This window comes from Thiosulfatihalobacter marinus (assembly GCF_016019955.1).
GTDB classification, from domain to species: domain Bacteria; phylum Pseudomonadota; class Alphaproteobacteria; order Rhodobacterales; family Rhodobacteraceae; genus Shimia; species Shimia marinus_A.
The window spans coordinates 291,063-307,481 of the sequence record NZ_JAECRZ010000001.1 but is presented as its reverse complement, the minus strand read 5'-3'; the positions used below and the strand labels follow the sequence as shown (position 1 = coordinate 307,481).

Sequence of the window (16,419 nt, the reverse complement as noted above, 5' to 3'; positions counted from 1 at the left end):
CTCCAATGGTTAGGGTTGGTCGTTTTCCACGCGCGCGCGGAATCGCAGGTCGATACGGCGCTGGCCGGCGGTTGTGTCCCGCTTGGCCACGGCCCGTTCGAAATTCAGATAGATCAGCCGCCCCTGACTGAGCGGCAGATCGGCGTGATGCAGCGCGGCGCTCACCGCCACGGCGGCGCGTTTGGCATTGGCAAAGCCGCTGGCCGAGGAGTGCACCGACACTACGAAACGGTGTTCCGCCCCCTCGCCATCCATGTCCGAGCGGTCAATCACGGTTTCCGGCCCCAGCATCACATAGGTTTCAGGCAAGGCCCCGGCGGGTAACGCATCATGCACCGCCCCCTGGACCACGGCATTCAGGCCGGCATCTCCCGACAGGCGTGCAAAGACCGCCGCCTGCAACGCATCCGCAAGCGCATAGCTCATGTCACATGCTCCTCTGTCGCCCGGCACAACAGGTAGCGCCCCGCCGCGTCTGCCTCGGCCACGTGCTCTATCCGAAAAACCCGGCTGCCCTCGACCAGGCGCTGCCCGGCCTTCGGGCGCGACGGGGCACCAACCGGAGCGCCGCGAACCACGATCCGATAGCCCACCGAACTCACCGCCGTTTCTCCCACGCGCCGCGACCGCGCCGTGCGGCGTGTCACTTCGGCCCATATCGTTCCCAGCTCCTGCCAGCCGGTTGTCCTCCCGCCCAGCCCGTCATCAGACGTGACCGGCGCCTCCAGCACCAGTTTTCGGGTCAGGTTATGTGTCTTCACAGCCCCGCCCCCATATGCAGCCGCACCGGGCGATAGCGTTCCAACAGGCTGGTCACGCCGAACGGCATACAGCCGCTGCTCAACGAGGTTTCATGCCGGTACTCATAGTAATGCGCCGCCAGCATCAGCACCGCCTGGCGCAGATCGGCGGGCACGTCGCTCCACGCCGCACCAAAGCCCGCGACAAACCCGATCACGACACTGCCCTGATCGGGAACGCCCGGCAGGCAACTGCCAAGCGGGCGCAGCGCCGGGCGCTGGTGATCCTGCACCAGCCGGTAGGCGCTGGGGGCAACGGTCACGGCATCTCCCTGCCGATCCACCAGCGTCACGCCCGTCACCTGTGTCACCGGCGCCACCGGCAACCCCTGCATCTGCGCATTGCGCCAATGGGACAGGGTCCAGGAAAACGCGCGCTCGATCAGGACTTTCCCGGTACGGGCTTCGATGGCGCTCATCGCCGCCAGCAAAAAGCTTTCCAGAACGCCGTCCTGAAGGCTTTCATCGGAAAATCCGCTGCCCAATCTCAAATGGGCCTTGAATTCATCGACCGGCAGGGCCGATGGCGGCACCGAGGTCTCTTCGACTAACATCATGGAAAAACTCCAAAATCTGCCCCTCTTGGGGATTGGCGCGCGCCCCTGCGTCGCTCTGTCGGAGGGGAACGGCTGGACAACGCAAGGCTTGTGGCGCGCGCCTGGACACGGGCGGTTTCCCGCCCGGTCCGCCCGGCCCCTTACGAGACCGAGAAGCGCAAGAACTTGATCGCGGCAAAGTCGCTCACGTCGCCGCCGATACGCTTGGTGGCATAAAACAGCACATGCGGTTTGGCGCTGAACGGATCGCGCAGCACCCGCAGGTCCGGGCGTTCCACCACCGTGTAACCGGTGTTGAAATCGCCAAAGGCAATCGCATCCGCACCCGAAGCAATGTCCGGCATGTCCTCGGCAATCAGCACCGGATAGCCCAGCAGGCGCGCAGGTTCGCCCGCCGCCAGACCGTCCGACCACAGGAAACGGCCATCCGCGTCCTTGAGCTTGCGCACCGCGCCTGCGGTCTTCGAATTCATCACGAAGGTACCGTTCGCGCGATATTGAGCCCCCAGCGCATAGACCAGGTCGATCAGCGCCTCGCCGCCGTCGAAATCGCCGTCCACACCGGTGGCCACATAGCCGATATTGCCCCAGCTCCAGGCCGCGTCATCCACGGTCGGGTGAGTCATGATACCGGTCGGCTTGTCCACGCCGTCGCCATTGATAAAGGCCGCCGCCTCGGCGCGGGCAAACTTGTCGGCAATGCGGCCCGCCAGCCAGGCTTCGATGTCAAATGCGCTGTCATCCAACAGCCGCTGCGAGGCCTTGGGCAGCGCCGACAGCTCGTGCAGCGCGATGGTGATCCGCTCGATCGTGGGCGTGCCGGTCTCGCCGCGCGCAGAGGTCTCATCCGCCCAGCCGGCGCCCGCCTCGGTCGAGTCGATCAGAACGTCATAGGATCCCGCCTCGACATTCACCACATTGGCGATCGCCCGGATCGACGCCGTCGCGTTGAGCACCGATTTGATGCTGTCGGCGGTCTGCGGATCCACCAGATAGCCACCATCGCTGTTCACTGCGCTCGACATGGACTTGCCGTCAAGTTCCAGGCCGCGCAGCCCGTCATCCTCGCCCGACCGCAGATAGGCGTTGAACGCCTTCTGATGGGGGGCGTCAAAATCGGCGCTCGCGGCCAGAACCGGGCGCGCGGTGGTCAGAGATTTACGTTCAAGCTTGGTCATACGCTCTTCCTGTTTCTTCAGTCGGTCATCAACATCGTTCGAAAAGTTTTTGAAATCGGTCATGAAACCCGCCACGGCAGACTTCACATCGGCCACCGGAGACAGATCTCCCCCGGTCCGAGCCTTCGTCTCGGTCTTACTCATCCATTGATCCTTGTTTGAGTTTCTGCCGGCGCTAGTCGCGCGCCAGCTCCCGGCGGGCGTCCTCAAAGGCCGCCGCCAATTCACGCAAGACGGCATCGGTTTCCGGGGTCTCCCCCTTGGCCGCCACCCGCGCACTGGGCAGCATCGGGAATGTCACCAGCGACACTTCCCACAGCTCCAGTTCCTTCAAGAGCCGCTGGCCCTTGTCATTCTTTGCCGCCTTCACCGTGCGATAGCCGATGGACAAGCCGTCAATCGCACCGGCCTCGATCAGCCGGGCGGCCTCGCGCCCCTTCTCGACATCGGTCAGCAGCCGCCCCTTCACCCACAGCCCCCTGGCATCCTCGCGCACTTCGTCCCAGATGCCGATGGGCTGCGCAGGGTCATGCTGCCACAGCATCTTCACCCGCCGCCCCTGGGCCTTCAACGTGCCCAGCGATCCGGCATAGGCGCCCTTCTGCACCACGTCGCCACCCTGATCGACCGCGCCAAACACCGAGGCATAGCCCGCGATCACCGCGCCATCCTGCACGCTCAGCGCGTCGCCAAATCGCGCGAATTTCCGTTCCAGTCCGGTATCCATATCCATATCCGATCCTTTCCCGTGCCGCTCAGGGCACCGCGTTCAACAAGCTCTGAAACGCTTGCGCCAGAATTACACCCACCACGCCGTAAACCGTCAGCCACAGCCGCCGCTCCAGCCGCTCCATCAACTCTTCGAACTTGTCCAGCCGCCGGTTCAGGCTGTCGAATTGCAGCTTCGTGACCCGCTCCTGCGCCTCCAGCCGAAGCGCGGGGGCACAATCGAACGGTTCAAAGCCCATTCGCTGATCAATCATGCGCATCACCGTCCGCCTGCGCCGGCAACCCCAGCAAGGCGCGCTTCTCGCCCGTGCTCAGGAAATCCGCCGAGACCACCCGCGCCCATTGCGCATCGCGTTCGGCGGCCAGCGCGGGCACCTGATCCAGATCCGGCTTCAGCGTCACCTTCTCACCCGCGAACCCGCTCAGCCAAGTGCCAATGGCGGCCGCGACCCGCGTCGCCAGCGGCAGCACCGTCAGCCGGTAAAAGGCCCGGTTGGCCTCCTGGTAATTGGCATAGGTCGCATCCCCCTGAATGCCGATCAGCATCGGCGGCACCCCGAAGGCCAGCGCAATCTCGCGCGCGGCGGCTTCCTTGGTTTTCTGGAATTCCATGTCGCTGGGGCTGAACCCCATGGGCTTCCAGTCCAGCCCGCCTTCCAGCAGCATCGGCCGCCCGGCATTGCGCGCGCCCTGATGCTGGCTTTCCATCTCGCTTACCAGCCGATCATACTGATCCGGGCTCAGACTGGCCTGCCCCTCGCCCCCGCTGTAAACAATCGCCCCCGACGGGCGCGCCGCGTTGTCCAGCAGCGCCTTGGACCAGCGCGAGGCACTGTTGTGCACGTCCAGCGCCATGGCCGCCGCCTGCATCGGCGAAAACCCGTAATGATCGTCCTGCGGATGGAAATTCCTCACATGGCAGATTGGCGACAGCCCGCTGGCGTCAAACCGGTGCTTGCGCCCGCCCACCGCGTATTCATAGCCCACCGGCCAGCCATCGGCGCCCGGCACCACGCTCATCCGGTCCGAGCGCAGCACATGCAGCTCCAGCGGCAGGCCACGATCGGCCCCCACCGCCTCGACATAGCCGTTACCGGTCAGCAATAGCTGCCCATAGAGCGCCTCGAACAGCTCTGCCCGTCCCTGCGCCGCATTCGGCGCGCTGACCAGCGACAGCATTGGATGCGTGTCATAACGCTGCTCGGTATCCTGCAACACCAATGGCAGCGCGGCTGCGGCCTCGGCGATCAGCTTGACCGACCGATACCCCACCGGATTGCCCGCAAAGCCTGTCCGCGTCAGAGACACGGTATCGCGCGGGCTCCAGGCCACGCGGCCCGCGCTGTGCCAGGCCACGACCGGTCCGGTCGCGCTTGCCTTTTGCTCGGGCACCTCTGCCGCTCCCCGCCGAAAGAAATCAAATACCATCGTCTGAAGCTCCTACGTTCTGCGATACCGGTCCGGCCCTTGCCGCCCCGGCCTGTTGCCTTGCCCGCCTTGGACAAGACCCGTTATCGCGGGATTGTCTTAAATCGTCGCAAGCCCACCGCGCGGTGGGTGTTGCGCCTCTAAAGCGCGCGAAATCGGGGGCGGCGCCACTTGGCGGCCGGTTCCACGATCAGCTCGGTCAACGCCCAGACCAGCGCGTCCACCCGGTCCGGGCTGCCGGTGCCTTCGAACCCCTGCATGGTCATGGCGCACATCTGGTCTTCCAGCACGTCCAGCCCGGCCATGTGGCGTACCCGGCCCTGCTCGTACAGCGCCGCCACCGGCTCGGCCCGCGCCACTTTCCCGCGCGAGGCCCGCACCGCCTTGAACGGCACCAGCGGGTCGACCTGCCGCAACACCGCCTGAACCATGTCGCCGCCCTGGTTAACCTCGGCCACCAGCTTGTCCGCCCCCCAGCTTTCCATGGCGGCTATGGCCACGCGCGCCCAGTTGTCCGGGCTGGCCGCCCGTACCGACACGTCGTCCAGCACCACCGCCGTCCAGTCCCTGACTGCGCCCTGCATGCACACGCCCACAACCACGATGCCGCATTCGTCCGATCCCGCGTGGCCCGTCACCGGCGGATCCACCGCCACCACGATACGATCCAGATCCGGCGCCTTCTTCAACCGCCGCGCATCCAGATGCTCGCGTTTCCACAATGCCCCTTCCAGATCATCCAGCAGCACCCCGTCCAGTTCCTGCCGCCCCAGATGCGATCCCGCATAGCGCGCGCGCACCTCTTCCAGAAAACTTCCGGCCAGGTTGGCGCGGTTGGCTTCGGTCGGCGCCGAGGTCTGCACCGTGCTGGGCGCCTTCAGCAGATCCTTGAGCACCGCCACATTGCGCGGCGTCGTGGTCACGCATTGGCGCGGATTCTCCCCCAGCCGCAGCCCGAACTGCAACATGTCCCAGGTCGCCTGCGCATTGCGCCACTTGGCCAGCTCATCCACCCAGGCCGCATCGAATTGCGGCCCGCGCAACCCTTCCGGATCATGCGCCGAAAACGCCTGCGCGATGGCGCCGTTGGGCCAGACCAGCCGCTTGCGCCCGGCCTCCCAGACCGGCGTGCGGTCGGGTGGCGAGCAGGCAATGATGCCGCTTTCGCCCATCACCATCACCTCGCGCACCTGATCGATGGTTTCCCCCACCAGCGCCACGCGCCGCGCCTGCCCTGCGTCCAGCGGCCCCGATCCCTCGACCATCATGCGCACCCATTCCGCCCCGGCGCGGGTCTTGCCCGCGCCGCGCCCGCCCAGGATCACCCAGGTCTTCCAGTCTCCCTCGGGCGGAAGCTGGTGCGGCAGCGCCCAGAAGTCGAACAGAAAAGGGAGAGCCAGAAGCTCTCCCTCACTCAGACTGTCCAGGAAATCCGCCTGCACCCCGGCAGGTTCGGAGGCGATCCAGTCGGCACCGGATCGAAGCGCGTGCCCCTTCAAGATCAAGGGCTGTGGCGCGGGTACATCCCGCTTGCGTTCGGGTTCTGTTGTCAAAGCGTGTCTCCGTTTCAATGGCCAGCCGGACACAGGCACGCACCTGGTCCAGCAAATGTTTCGCCTCGGCCAGCGCCCGGTGTTCCGGGCGCAAGACCGTTTCGTCACATTGCACGAGGTTTGTGCAAACCACCTGCAACGCGTCGCGCAGCTCTTCGATCCGTCGGGTCAGTTCCGTGGCGCCCTCAGGCGGGGAAGTCAGGGTCATATGTGCTCATTGCCTCTCATGCGCGGTTGCCCCCTCCGCACAAGCAACACATGAAAAAGGCCCGCGGGGGCGCTTGCCCCGGGGCCTGTTCACATGTCTGCCAGCATGACACAATCTCTACCCGAAAGCGTACGCCGGGTCAAGTTTTACCGTATTATCATAAGGTTAACGCACAGATCGCCCATATTGCCTCCGCCGGGCACGCCTATTGGTTGGCGCGCTCGGCTTCGATCTGGCGCCACTTGGCGACATTGCGGTTATGCTCGGCCAGAGTGGCCGCAAAGGCATGTCCGCCGGTGCCATCCGCCACAAAGAATATCAGATCCGTGGTCTCGGGATTGGCCGCCGCCTCCAGGCTGGCCCGGCCCGGATTGGCAATCGGCGTGGGCGGTAATCCGGAAATCACATAGGTATTCCACGGCGTTTCCCGCCGCAATTCGCTCTGGCGCAACCCGCGCCCCAGCACGCCCTCGCCCTTGGTGACACCATAAATCACCGTCGGGTCGGTTTGCAGCCGCATCCCGCGCTTGAGCCGGTTGACGAACACGCTGGCCACCGTTCCGCGTTCTTCCGGCACACCGGTTTCCTTCTCGATGATCGAGGCAAGGATCAACAACTCCTGCGGCGTTGAGAGCGGCACCGCATCCGACCGCCCTTCCCAGGCCGCTTCCAGCAACACGCGCTGCGCGTCCTGCATCCGCTCGATAACGCTGGCCCGTGTATCCCCGGCGCGCACCTCATAGCTGTCCGGCGCCAGCGATCCTTCCTCGGGCCGCTCAATCTCGCCCGTCAGCAGATCGATGCCGTGCAAGGCATCCATCACCTGCCAGCTGGTCACACCCTCGGCCACGGAAATCCGATAGCGCGTATCGGGCTGCCCGCGCACTTGCGTATAGCTCTGCGGGAATTCTTCCGCCTTGGGATCAAACGCCGCCACCTCGACAAATTTTGTCGTCGCCGGATCCAGTTCGCGCACCTGCACCGATTGTTGCGTTACCCCGATGCGATACACCACCTCGGTGCCGCATGTGCTGGCGCCGCCACGGGTCACGATATCGGTGATATCGGCCATCGTGGCCCCGGCGGGGATCAGGAAACTGCCGGCCTTGAGCGCCCCGGACTTGTCCGAATACTCGGCCCCCAGCCGGAACAGCGTGCCATTGGTAATCGCGCCCTTCCCCTCAAGATCGCGGGAAACCCGGCTCATGTTCGAACCGCGCTCCACCCGCAAACAGATCGCCTCTTCCAGCGGTCCCTCGGCCTTGTACTGCGACTGGCCGAACAGAACGATACCACCCAACAGGAAAAGCCCCACGATCAACAGCGTGATCGCGTTCGAGGCAATCGCGCGCCACATCAGTCAACCTTTCCGAAGATCACCGATGCGTTGGTGCCGCCAAAGCCAAAGGAATTCGACAAGGCCACGTTTATGTCGCGTTCACGCTTGGCATTCGGGGCCAGGTCCACAGGCGATTCCACCGCCGGATTGTCCAGGTTGATGGTGGGCGGCGCCACCTGATCGCGGATCGCCAGGATCGAGAATATCGCCTCGATTGCCCCGGCCGCGCCCAGCAGGTGGCCGGTCATCGACTTGGTCGAAGACATAGTGATCTTGCCCGCCGCATCGCCCATCAGCCGCTCTACCGCGCCAAGCTCGATCGTGTCCGCCATGGTCGATGTGCCATGCGCGTTCACATAATCCAGATCCGCAGGTTCCAGCCCGGCATTGCGCAGCGCCGCCCGCATCGAGCGTTCGGCCCCGTCGCCATCCTCGGACGGCGCGGTAATGTGATAAGCGTCGCCCGACAGGCCATAGCCCAGCACCTCGGCATAGATTTTCGCCCCGCGCGCCTTGGCGTGCTCATAGTCTTCCAGCACCACAACGCCCGCGCCTTCGCCCATCACGAACCCGTCGCGATCACCGTCATAGGGACGGCTCGCCGCCTGTGGATTGTCGGCATATTTTGTCGACAGCGCCTTGCAGGCGTTGAACCCGGCAATGCCGATCTCGCAGATACAGGCTTCGCCCCCGCCCGCGATCATCACATCCGCATCGCCCGATTTGATCATCCGGCTGGCATCGCCAATCGCATGGGCGCCGGTGGAACAGGCCGTCACCACCGAATGGTTCGGCCCCTTGAAGCCGAACCGGATCGACACCTGCCCCGAGGCCAGGTTGATCAGCGCCCCCGGAATAAAGAACGGCGACACCCGGCGCGGCCCGCGCTCCTTGATCAGGTTCGCGGTTTGCGCAATCGAGCCAAGACCACCGATGCCCGACCCGATCATCACGCCGGTGCGAAGGCGCGCCTCTTCGTCTTCGGGCAACCAGTCCGCATCGCGACAGGCCATCTCGGCCGCGGCGATGGAATAAAGGATGAAATCCTCGATCTTGCGCTGTTCCTTGGGCGGCATCCAGTCATCGGGATTGAACGTGCCATTGCTGCCGTCACCGCGCGGCACTTCACAGGCATAGGTCGTGGCCACGCCCGATGCCTCGGCATCGAACCGCGTAATCGGCCCGGCCCCCGATTGCCCATCCAAAATCCGCGACCAGCTTTCTTCGACACCGCTGGCAAGCGGCGTAACGAGCCCCAGCCCAGTAACAACAACACGACGCATGATGATGTGCCCTTCCTCAGAAGTCTTTTTTTGCTCATACCCCGCATCACCCCCGATGGGCAAGAGCACGGGGCAGGAAACCGCGCAGCAAAAGACGCGGCCCCCAGCCGCGTTACCTGCCATCGCGGCGGCGGCGGCCCGGTTGTGGCAACCGGTTTCGCGTTCAGATGAACTCTGCCTTTGCGCCTGTGTCGGGCCGGGCCAGCTTCAGCGCGTCTTCCAAAGTCACGTCACGTGAAAACAGCGCCCGGCCAATGATCGTTCCGGCGATTCCCGGCACGTAATTCAGCCGCGATACGTCGTCGGGCCCGCGCACGGTGCCCCGCGCGATCACCGGATGGCGCGTGTGGTCCGCCAGCCCGGCAATCACCCCGATCTGCCCGTCACCATCCATGATGTCGCTGTCGATATCGGTCACGATCACCCCGGCCAGCGGCGCGCCGTCAAAGGCGCTCAGCACGTCTTCGGGGCGCATCGCGCTGGCTTCCTGCCAGCCATGGGTCATCAGCTGCCCCTGGAAAATATCGATCGCCAGCACAATCTGGTCGGGGTGATACTTGGCCAGTTCCAGCACCAGTGACGGATCGCGAATCGCCGCCGTTCCGATCACCACGCGCCCGGCGCCCTTGTCGATCCATTGCTCGACCCGCTCGCGCGCCCGGAATCCGCCGCCCAGCTGTACCGGGATACCCGCCGCACGAATGATTTCCTCGATCAGCGGACCGTTGTCATGGTCACTCCCCGCCACCCCGTCCAGATCGGTGACATGCATCCAGCTGGCCCCGGCCTGAGCGAATCCCCGCGCTGTCTCTACCGGGTCGACATGCCAGATCGACGGCTCGCTCAGCCTCCCGCGCGTCAGCGAAACGCATTTCCCGCCCATCAGCTCGATTGTTGGATAGATGATCATGGCTGTCCTCCCAACTGCCGTTCGACCAGGCTCTGGTCAAATGGATCCTTCACCGTTCCGCCACACGGGGATATCGCCAAATCGGCAAATCCACGGCGGAAACCGTCATGTCGGTCACGAACACTCTATCACAACACCCCCCCAATCGGCGCGGGAATCGAAAACGCCCGCCGCGCAAGGCGCAGGCGGGCGTTTCAATCTCTCAGGCGCCCCGCTTGACCGCAGGGCAACCCGGTACGCTCAGGCGGCTTCCGAGATGAACTTGACCGCGTCGCCGAAGGTCTGGATGGTTTCGGCCGCGTCATCCGGGATCTCGATGCCGAACTCTTCTTCAAAGGCCATCACCAGCTCCACGGTGTCCAGGCTGTCTGCACCCAGATCGTCAATGAACGAGGCGTTCTCGACAACCTTGTCCTCTTCCACACCCAGGTGCTCTACAACGATCTTTTTCACGCGGTCTGCGACGTCGCTCATGTCATTTCCTCATCTTCATGGCCAGCTGGCCCGTTGAATTCCCACCCTGACGGCAGGCTCTGGTTTTTGCCCCACGAGGGCGGTTCTTGTCCGGCTGCCCGGTCTGCCCCAAGCCTGCCCTGTAGGCACCCCGGGAAAATCTTCGCCGCCTATAGCACATCCACCCAACAAGGCAAACGCTTTCGGCACGTGATCCGCGACCCACCCGGTTACGGGCGGTGACAGGTTCACAACATGGCCATGCCGCCATTCACATGCAAGGTGGTCCCCGTCACATACCCGGCCTCGGCACTGGCCAGATACAGCACGGCGGCCGCAATCTCTTCCGGCGTGCCCATTCGGTTGGCCGGGATCTGGGCGTTGATCTTGCCCTTCTGGTCGTCGGTCAGCTTGTCGGTCATCGCCGTGGCAATGAACCCCGGCGCCACCGCGTTCACGGTGATGTTGCGGCTGGCCACCTCATAGGCGATGGATTTGGTCAACCCCACCATCCCGGCCTTGGAGGCCGCATAATTCGCCTGCCCGGCATTGCCCGTGGCGCCCACGATCGAGCTGATATTCACGATACGCCCCCAGCGCGCCTTCATCATCGGGCGCATCACGCCCCGGCACAGACGCATGGTCGAGGTCAGGTTCACGTCCAGAACACTCTGCCATTCCTCATCCGACATGCGCATGAAAATCTGGTCGCGGGTGATCCCCGCATTGTTGACCAGGATATCCACCGCGCCCATCGCCGCGATGGCCTGCTTTGGCAGCGCATCCACGGCCGCGCCGTCGCCAAGATCGCACGGCATGACATGCGCCCTCTCACCCAGCTCCGCCGCCAACGCTTCCAGCGGCTCGACACGCGTGCCCGACAGGCCCACTGTCGCGCCCGCACCATGCAACGCCTTGGCAATCGCCCCGCCAATACCGCCAGACGCGCCTGTCACCAACGCCGCTTTTCCAGTCAGATCAAACATTTCCCTATCCTTTGTTCACCGCACCATTTTCTTGCAAAGAAAATGCGCAAGAATTTTCCAAAATTCTTGACCCCGCCTCAGCCGTTCAGGCTGCCCGCGGCGGCCTTCACATCCTCGGGCGTGCCCACAGACCTGCACGTGATCGACCGGTCAATCCGCCGGATCATGCCTGACAGCGCCTTGCCTGCCCCAATCTCCCAGGCTTCGCTGACCCCGTGCTGCGCCATCCAAAGAACCGATTCGCGCCACCGCACCGATCCCGTCACCTGATCCACCAGCAGCGACCGGATTGTCGCCGGATCATTGATCGCCTCGGCCACCACATTGGCCACCACCGGCACGGCAGGGCGCTCGATATTCACATGGCTCAGCGCCTCGGCCATGGCCTCTGCCGCCGGACGCATCAGGGCGCAATGGAACGGCGCACTCACCGGCAGCAACACCGCGCGCTTGGCGCCATGTTCCCGTGCCAGCTCCACCGCGCGCTCAACCGCACCCTTGTGGCCCGACACAACCACCTGCCCCGGATCGTTATCATTTGCCGCCTGGCAGATCTCGCCCTCCGCCGCCACCTTGGCCACATCACGCGCTTTTTCGAAATCCAGCCCCAGCAGGGCCGCCATGGCGCCTTGCCCAACGGGAACGGCCTTCTGCATCGCCTCGCCGCGCTTGCGCAACAGCCTCGCTGCATCCGTGATCGTCAGCGCCCCCGCCGCCGCCAGTGCCGAATACTCACCCAGCGAATGTCCCGCTACATAAGAGGCCGCTGCAATCGTGACACCCTCGGCCTCCAGCGCCTTCATCGCCGCCAGAGAGGTCGCCATCAACGCAGGCTGCGCATTATGCGTCAGCGTCAGATCGTCCTGCGAGCCCTCCCAGATCAGCGTGCTCAGCTTTTCACCCAAAGCGTCGTCCACTTCATCAAACACGGCCCGCGCCGCCGGATAGGCCTCGGCCAATGCCTTGCCCATACCGATGGTCTGTGCGCCCTGCCCGGGAAAAACGAATGCGCGGCTCATGGACCGTCCTCCTTGTTCATCTTTTGCCGGGAATACCGCGCCCGGACCAGAGGCGCAACGACCTTGGGTCAAGCTGTTCAACAAACATGTGCGGAAAGACCGACGGATCTCCGTCGGCCTTTTTCATGATTGATGACCTGGCCGTGCCCCCGGATCAGCCGGGAAAGATGGCCTGGCTGCGCAGTTGCGCAATGGCGTCCAGCCGCGCATGTGGCCCGTCCAGCGTCATCGCCACCAGTTCCCGTCCGGAATCATCATGCACCTGCAACAACGTGTCCGTTACGTTGACACGCGCAATGTCCTCGTAATTGATTGCCCGCGTCACATGCTTTCGACCGCGCGGCAGCGATTCATAAACCAGAAGCTGACGGTTGCGCGCATCGAAATGCAGTTCCATGCGCGGCTTTTCCGTGGCGATCTGGGTCATGCCCACACCGGCTGTCACCATCAGGATCGACAGGCCCATCTTGGCCAGCAGGACGCCGGGCGTCATGTCCAGCCCCGGCACCAGCCAAAGCCCGGTTCCGGCCCAGATGAACCCGAACCCGAAAATCACCGAGGCCGCGCGCACCGGCATCGAATGGCCCTTGCCTTCGACCGTCGCCACCCGCGAGCGCGCCTCTTCCATGAAATTGGTCAGCGCAACCATGTCCTGATCTCCTTGCTGGCCCGATGTCATTTGCGTTGCCACCATCCTCATTGCGAATTCCGGCAAGAATGGGGCATCAGTTGGGAAATCGCCGCTGGCCGCGCCCCATTTCGGGGGTTTTCCGCGCATGTTTTCCACGGGGTTGCACACCGCCGGATTTCGGCTATACAGCGCCATCCTTTCGCAAAGATATGAACCGCGCAGTCTCTCGTGGGTGGGGCGCGAAAGGCCGGATGCCCCACGCTTTGAAATGCGCCTGAAAATGAATGGAGAGCACATGCCGCTTTACGAGCATGTTTTCATCTCGCGCCAGGATCTGTCCAACGCGCAAGCAGAAAGCCTCATCGAACATTTTGGCACCGTTCTGGCTGACAATGGCGGCAACGTCATCGACAGCGAGTACTGGGGCGTCAAGACGATGGCCTACAAGATCAACAAGAACCGCAAGGGCCACTATGCCTTCCTGAAATCCGACGCCCCCGCGCCGGCTGTTCAGGAAATGGAACGCCTGATGCGCCTGCATGACGACGTGATGCGCGTCCTGACCATCAAGGTCGACGAGCACGCCGAGGGTCCCTCGATCCAGATGCAGAAACGTGACGACCGCGACACCCGTCGCGAGCGCCGCTGATCAGCTTGAAGAAAGGACACTAAGTCATGGCTGCAAAACCGTTTTTCCGCCGCCGCAAGGTCTGCCCCTTCTCGGGCGACAACGCACCCAGGATCGACTACAAAGACACGAAACTGCTTCAGCGCTACATCTCCGAGCGCGGCAAGATCGTGCCGTCCCGCATCACCGCCGTATCGGCCAAGAAGCAGCGTGAACTGGCCCGTGCCATCAAACGCGCCCGCTTCCTCGCCCTGCTGCCCTACGCCGTGAAATAAGGAGACCTGACAGATGCAAGTTATCCTTCTTGAACGCGTTGCCAAGCTGGGCCAGATGGGCGACGTTGTCGACGTCAAGGCCGGCTTCGCGCGCAACTTCCTGCTGCCCCAGGGCAAGGCTCTCACCGCGTCGGATGCCAACATCGCGTCCTTCGAGGCCCAGAAAGCGCAGTTCGAAGCGCGCAACCTGGAAACCAGGAAAGAGGCCGAAGCTCTGGGCGAACGCCTGTCCGGTCAGCAGTTCATCGTGATTCGCTCCGCCTCCGACGCGGGCGCGCTCTACGGCTCCGTCACCCCGCGTGACGCCGCCGATGCCGCCACCGCCGGTGGGTTCTCGGTCGACAAGAAACAGGTCGCACTGGCCAAGCCGATCAAGGAACTGGGCCTGCATGACGTGCACGTGCTGCTGCACCCCGAGGTCGATGTCACGATCCAGTTGAACGTCGCCCGCTCGGAAGAAGAAGCCGAGCTTCAGGCGTCGGGCAAGTCGATCCAGGAACTGGCCGCCGAGGCCGAGGCCGAGGCAGAATTCGAAATCGCCGAACTGTTCGACGATATCGGGGCCGCCGCCGCGGATGACGACGACATGATCCCGGCATCCGATGACGGTGCCACGGACAACACCGAAGAGACCGCCGAAGAGAAATAGGCCTCTCTCAGGCAAGTTTTCGCAGGCCGCGCCCGGCAATTCCGGGCGCGGCCTTTCTTATTGCACGCGCCGCTGCCATACTCGCGTCAACCGCCCGTACAGGGGCAAAGAGCAACCAGATCGGGGCCATGTATGAGCGGGCTGGTCATTCTTCATAAAGTCAGCCCCCATATCGGCTGGGCACCCATCAACCACTTGATATCCCTGGCTTGTTCAGAGCTGGACGCCACCGCCATGCGCGCGCCCGGCGACGGGTCCGGCTTCGCCCGCCACCTCGCCCGCCTGCGCCGCCGCCGGCCCGTTGCGGGCAAGCCGCATGTGCTGTTCATCGCCATGACAGCCGCCGATCTGCGCTTTGCGCTGACCACGCCGGGCTGGCGTGACGGCTATGACCGCGCCGCCGCCTGGATCATCGACAGTTTCCACACCGATCACGCCAACCGGCGCGATCTTGCCGGGCAGTTCGACCACCTCTTTGTCACCCGGCCCAACGATGCCGCCGCCTTTGCCGCCATCTCCGGCCTGCCCACCACCATCCTGCCCTGGGGCAGCGACGTGCTGACCCTGGGCAGCGGCACGCCCGAGCGCGATCTTGATCTTCTGCGGGTCGGGCGCCAGCCGCCCGTGTGGGAAGACGACGCCGCCGCCGCCGCCGATTGTGCCGCGCGCGGCATCCTCTTTCACGGCCGCCCGCCCATGGGCAAGGCCGACGACGAGATGGCGCATCTGTTTTCCTGGTACAAACGTGCGAGATTCGTGCTGGCCTCATCCAACCTCGTGTCCCCCGCGCCCTATGTCCACAAGACCGAAGAATATATCACCGCCCGCTGGACCGATTCTCTGGCCGCCGGCGCCGTGGTTGCCGGTGTCCCGCCCCGTGGGGACGCATCCTTCGCCAGCCTGCTCTGGCCCGAGGCCGTGCTCGACATCCCGCTCTTTTCGCGGGCCGAAGGGCTCGACGTGATCCGCGAAGCGTTGGACCGCTGGACACCGGACCTCGCCCATCACAACCACGTGCAGGCACGCAAACGGCTTGACTGGCGCCACCGCCTCACGCTGATCGCCGAACATTTCTCGCTGTCCGCGCCCCGGCTCGAAGCGTCCCTGCAAAGGCTTTCGCATGACTGACCACCGCCCGCTGCCCCGCCGCCGCCTGGTTGCGTTCCTGCTCTCGGCACCGCTGCTCTCGGCCTGTGGGTCGCGCCGGGAACCTGACCGTAACGCGCCGCCGCTCTACCCCAATGAAACCCCCGAACTGCGCCGCCTGATCAACCAATACGCCGATCTTTACGACGTGCCCCGATCGCTCGTGCACCGCGTGATCATCCGCGAAAGCACCCACCGCCCGCGCGCGCGCAACGGCCCCAATCTGGGCCTGATGCAGATCCAGCTGCCCACCGCCCGCACCATGGGCTATCGCGGCGATGCCGCCGGGTTGCTGGATGCCGAAACCAATCTCAAATACGCGGTCAAATACCTGCGTGGCGCTAATCTCGTGGCCGGCGGCGATCCCGACAAGGCGGTGCAATGGTATGCGCGCGGCTATTATTACGAGGCCAAGCGGCTGGGATTGTTGCAGGAAACCGGCCTGCGCCCCTGACCCGCACCTATGCCCCGAAATCCCCGCTGGCCTTCATAGGCATCATGCGGATCAGGCGGCTGTCTTCCACTGCGGCCTGCCTCAGCGTTTCGCGCGCTCCGCCAAGATCCGCCGGGTCAGGTTTTCGCGGAACGCTTCAGGTTCAGCATCCGGATCGGGCCGTCCCGATCATTGGCGCGGAACGCATCATGGG

General features: G+C 64.3%; 20 protein-coding genes. 5 read left to right on the top strand and 15 right to left on the bottom strand.

Going from position 1 to position 16,419, the window contains the following annotated elements; genetic code table 11:
- Positions 1-9 precede the first annotated feature (9 nt).
- The 15 genes from I3253_RS01490 to I3253_RS01420 all read right to left on the bottom strand — a co-directional run bounded on the left by I3253_RS01490 (position 10) and on the right by I3253_RS01420 (position 13,143).
- Positions 10-426: a DUF3168 domain-containing protein gene (locus I3253_RS01490; protein WP_197915848.1), complete on the bottom strand. Its 417-nt coding sequence runs from the start codon at positions 424-426 to the stop codon at positions 10-12.
- The gene (locus I3253_RS01485; RefSeq protein WP_197915847.1) at positions 423-761 is read right to left on the bottom strand and encodes a head-tail adaptor protein; all 339 of its coding nucleotides are present in this window, start codon (positions 759-761) and stop codon (positions 423-425) included. Before I3253_RS01485 ends, I3253_RS01490 begins: the two co-directional genes overlap by 4 nt.
- Positions 758-1,357 carry a head-tail connector protein gene (locus tag I3253_RS01480; protein WP_197915846.1) on the bottom strand — a complete coding sequence of 200 codons (600 nt, stop codon included), beginning with the start codon at positions 1,355-1,357 and terminating at the stop codon, positions 758-760. The genes I3253_RS01485 and I3253_RS01480 overlap by 4 nt, the downstream gene beginning before the upstream one ends.
- Positions 1,358-1,497: 140 nt before the next feature.
- Positions 1,498-2,679 carry a phage major capsid protein gene (locus I3253_RS01475; protein ID WP_197915845.1) on the bottom strand — a complete coding sequence of 394 codons (1,182 nt, stop codon included), beginning with the start codon at positions 2,677-2,679 and terminating at the stop codon, positions 1,498-1,500.
- 31 nt (positions 2,680-2,710) lie between these two features.
- Positions 2,711-3,268, bottom strand: a complete 558-nt coding sequence (locus I3253_RS01470) for an HK97 family phage prohead protease (RefSeq protein ID WP_197915844.1) — start codon at positions 3,266-3,268, stop codon at positions 2,711-2,713.
- Positions 3,269-3,290: 22 nt separating this feature from the next.
- Positions 3,291-3,518, bottom strand: a complete 228-nt coding sequence (locus tag I3253_RS01465; RefSeq protein WP_197915843.1) for a GTA head formation protein, RCAP_rcc01685 family — start codon at positions 3,516-3,518, stop codon at positions 3,291-3,293.
- Positions 3,511-4,692, bottom strand: coding sequence for a phage portal protein (locus I3253_RS01460; RefSeq protein WP_197915842.1), 1,182 nt, complete (start codon positions 4,690-4,692; stop codon positions 3,511-3,513). Before I3253_RS01460 ends, I3253_RS01465 begins: the two co-directional genes overlap by 8 nt.
- 140 nt (positions 4,693-4,832) lie before the next feature.
- Entirely contained in the window at positions 4,833-6,155 is a 1,323-nt protein-coding gene (locus tag I3253_RS01455; RefSeq protein ID WP_456300818.1) for a DNA-packaging protein, read from the bottom strand.
- Positions 6,156-6,658: 503 nt separating this feature from the next.
- The gene (gene mltG, locus I3253_RS01450; RefSeq protein WP_197915841.1) at positions 6,659-7,810 is read right to left on the bottom strand and encodes an endolytic transglycosylase MltG; all 1,152 of its coding nucleotides are present in this window, start codon (positions 7,808-7,810) and stop codon (positions 6,659-6,661) included.
- Positions 7,810-9,075: a beta-ketoacyl-ACP synthase II gene (gene fabF, locus I3253_RS01445; RefSeq protein ID WP_197915840.1), complete on the bottom strand. Its 1,266-nt coding sequence runs from the start codon at positions 9,073-9,075 to the stop codon at positions 7,810-7,812. Before fabF ends, mltG begins: the two co-directional genes overlap by 1 nt.
- 163 nt (positions 9,076-9,238) lie before the next feature.
- Positions 9,239-9,985, bottom strand: coding sequence for a 1-(5-phosphoribosyl)-5-[(5-phosphoribosylamino)methylideneamino]imidazole-4-carboxamide isomerase (locus tag I3253_RS01440; protein ID WP_197915839.1), 747 nt, complete (start codon positions 9,983-9,985; stop codon positions 9,239-9,241).
- 240 nt (positions 9,986-10,225) lie between these two features.
- The gene (locus I3253_RS01435; RefSeq protein WP_093094441.1) at positions 10,226-10,459 is read right to left on the bottom strand and encodes an acyl carrier protein; all 234 of its coding nucleotides are present in this window, start codon (positions 10,457-10,459) and stop codon (positions 10,226-10,228) included.
- Positions 10,460-10,686: 227 nt separating this feature from the next.
- Positions 10,687-11,424, bottom strand: coding sequence for a 3-oxoacyl-[acyl-carrier-protein] reductase (gene fabG / locus I3253_RS01430; protein WP_197915838.1), 738 nt, complete (start codon positions 11,422-11,424; stop codon positions 10,687-10,689).
- 77 nt (positions 11,425-11,501) lie between these two features.
- A complete protein-coding gene (gene fabD / locus I3253_RS01425; RefSeq protein ID WP_197915837.1) occupies positions 11,502-12,443 on the bottom strand; it encodes an ACP S-malonyltransferase in 942 nt (313 codons plus the stop codon).
- Positions 12,444-12,597: 154 nt separating this feature from the next.
- The gene (locus I3253_RS01420) at positions 12,598-13,143 is read right to left on the bottom strand and encodes a hypothetical protein (RefSeq protein ID WP_197915836.1); all 546 of its coding nucleotides are present in this window, start codon (positions 13,141-13,143) and stop codon (positions 12,598-12,600) included.
- 226 nt (positions 13,144-13,369) lie between these two features.
- On the opposite strand from I3253_RS01420, the gene rpsF reads away from it, so the two are divergent.
- From rpsF to I3253_RS01395, 5 genes are all read left to right on the top strand, one after another.
- Positions 13,370-13,723, top strand: coding sequence for a 30S ribosomal protein S6 (rpsF, locus tag I3253_RS01415; protein ID WP_197915835.1), 354 nt, complete (start codon positions 13,370-13,372; stop codon positions 13,721-13,723).
- Positions 13,724-13,749: 26 nt separating this feature from the next.
- Positions 13,750-13,977 (top strand): 30S ribosomal protein S18, encoded by a 228-nt coding sequence (gene rpsR / locus I3253_RS01410; RefSeq protein WP_197915834.1) that lies wholly within the window; start codon positions 13,750-13,752, stop codon positions 13,975-13,977.
- A 13-nt stretch (positions 13,978-13,990) separates the two neighbouring features.
- The gene (rplI, locus tag I3253_RS01405; protein WP_197915833.1) at positions 13,991-14,626 is read left to right on the top strand and encodes a 50S ribosomal protein L9; all 636 of its coding nucleotides are present in this window, start codon (positions 13,991-13,993) and stop codon (positions 14,624-14,626) included.
- Positions 14,627-14,758: 132 nt separating this feature from the next.
- Complete coding sequence (locus tag I3253_RS01400; protein WP_197915832.1) at positions 14,759-15,754, top strand: hypothetical protein; 996 nt, start codon at positions 14,759-14,761, stop codon at positions 15,752-15,754.
- On the top strand, positions 15,747-16,226 hold the full coding sequence (locus I3253_RS01395) for a lytic transglycosylase domain-containing protein (protein ID WP_197915831.1): 480 nt from the start codon (positions 15,747-15,749) through the stop codon (positions 16,224-16,226). The genes I3253_RS01400 and I3253_RS01395 overlap by 8 nt, the downstream gene beginning before the upstream one ends.
- Positions 16,227-16,419: the final 193 nt, after the last annotated feature.

Excerpts from the sequence above, each read along its gene's own strand:
- I3253_RS01490 (WP_197915848.1), bottom strand. The coding sequence starts at position 426 with ATGAGCTATGCGCTTGCGGATGCGTTGCAGGCGGCGGTCTTTGCACGC.
- I3253_RS01480 (WP_197915846.1), bottom strand. The coding sequence starts at position 1,357 with ATGATGTTAGTCGAAGAGACCTCGGTGCCGCCATCGGCCCTGCCGGTC.
- I3253_RS01475 (WP_197915845.1), bottom strand. The coding sequence starts at position 2,679 with ATGAGTAAGACCGAGACGAAGGCTCGGACCGGGGGAGATCTGTCTCCG.
- I3253_RS01470 (WP_197915844.1), bottom strand. The coding sequence starts at position 3,268 with ATGGATATGGATACCGGACTGGAACGGAAATTCGCGCGATTTGGCGAC.
- I3253_RS01465 (WP_197915843.1), bottom strand. The coding sequence starts at position 3,518 with ATGATTGATCAGCGAATGGGCTTTGAACCGTTCGATTGTGCCCCCGCG.
- I3253_RS01460 (WP_197915842.1), bottom strand. The coding sequence starts at position 4,692 with ATGGTATTTGATTTCTTTCGGCGGGGAGCGGCAGAGGTGCCCGAGCAA.
- mltG (WP_197915841.1), bottom strand. The coding sequence starts at position 7,810 with ATGTGGCGCGCGATTGCCTCGAACGCGATCACGCTGTTGATCGTGGGG.
- fabF (WP_197915840.1), bottom strand. The coding sequence starts at position 9,075 with ATGCGTCGTGTTGTTGTTACTGGGCTGGGGCTCGTTACGCCGCTTGCC.
- I3253_RS01440 (WP_197915839.1), bottom strand. The coding sequence starts at position 9,985 with ATGATCATCTATCCAACAATCGAGCTGATGGGCGGGAAATGCGTTTCG.
- I3253_RS01435 (WP_093094441.1), bottom strand. The coding sequence starts at position 10,459 with ATGAGCGACGTCGCAGACCGCGTGAAAAAGATCGTTGTAGAGCACCTG.
- fabG (WP_197915838.1), bottom strand. The coding sequence starts at position 11,424 with ATGTTTGATCTGACTGGAAAAGCGGCGTTGGTGACAGGCGCGTCTGGC.
- fabD (WP_197915837.1), bottom strand. The coding sequence starts at position 12,443 with ATGAGCCGCGCATTCGTTTTTCCCGGGCAGGGCGCACAGACCATCGGT.
- I3253_RS01420 (WP_197915836.1), bottom strand. The coding sequence starts at position 13,143 with ATGAGGATGGTGGCAACGCAAATGACATCGGGCCAGCAAGGAGATCAG.
- rpsF (WP_197915835.1), top strand. The coding sequence starts at position 13,370 with ATGCCGCTTTACGAGCATGTTTTCATCTCGCGCCAGGATCTGTCCAAC.
- rpsR (WP_197915834.1), top strand. The coding sequence starts at position 13,750 with ATGGCTGCAAAACCGTTTTTCCGCCGCCGCAAGGTCTGCCCCTTCTCG.
- rplI (WP_197915833.1), top strand. The coding sequence starts at position 13,991 with ATGCAAGTTATCCTTCTTGAACGCGTTGCCAAGCTGGGCCAGATGGGC.
- I3253_RS01400 (WP_197915832.1), top strand. The coding sequence starts at position 14,759 with ATGAGCGGGCTGGTCATTCTTCATAAAGTCAGCCCCCATATCGGCTGG.
- I3253_RS01395 (WP_197915831.1), top strand. The coding sequence starts at position 15,747 with ATGACTGACCACCGCCCGCTGCCCCGCCGCCGCCTGGTTGCGTTCCTG.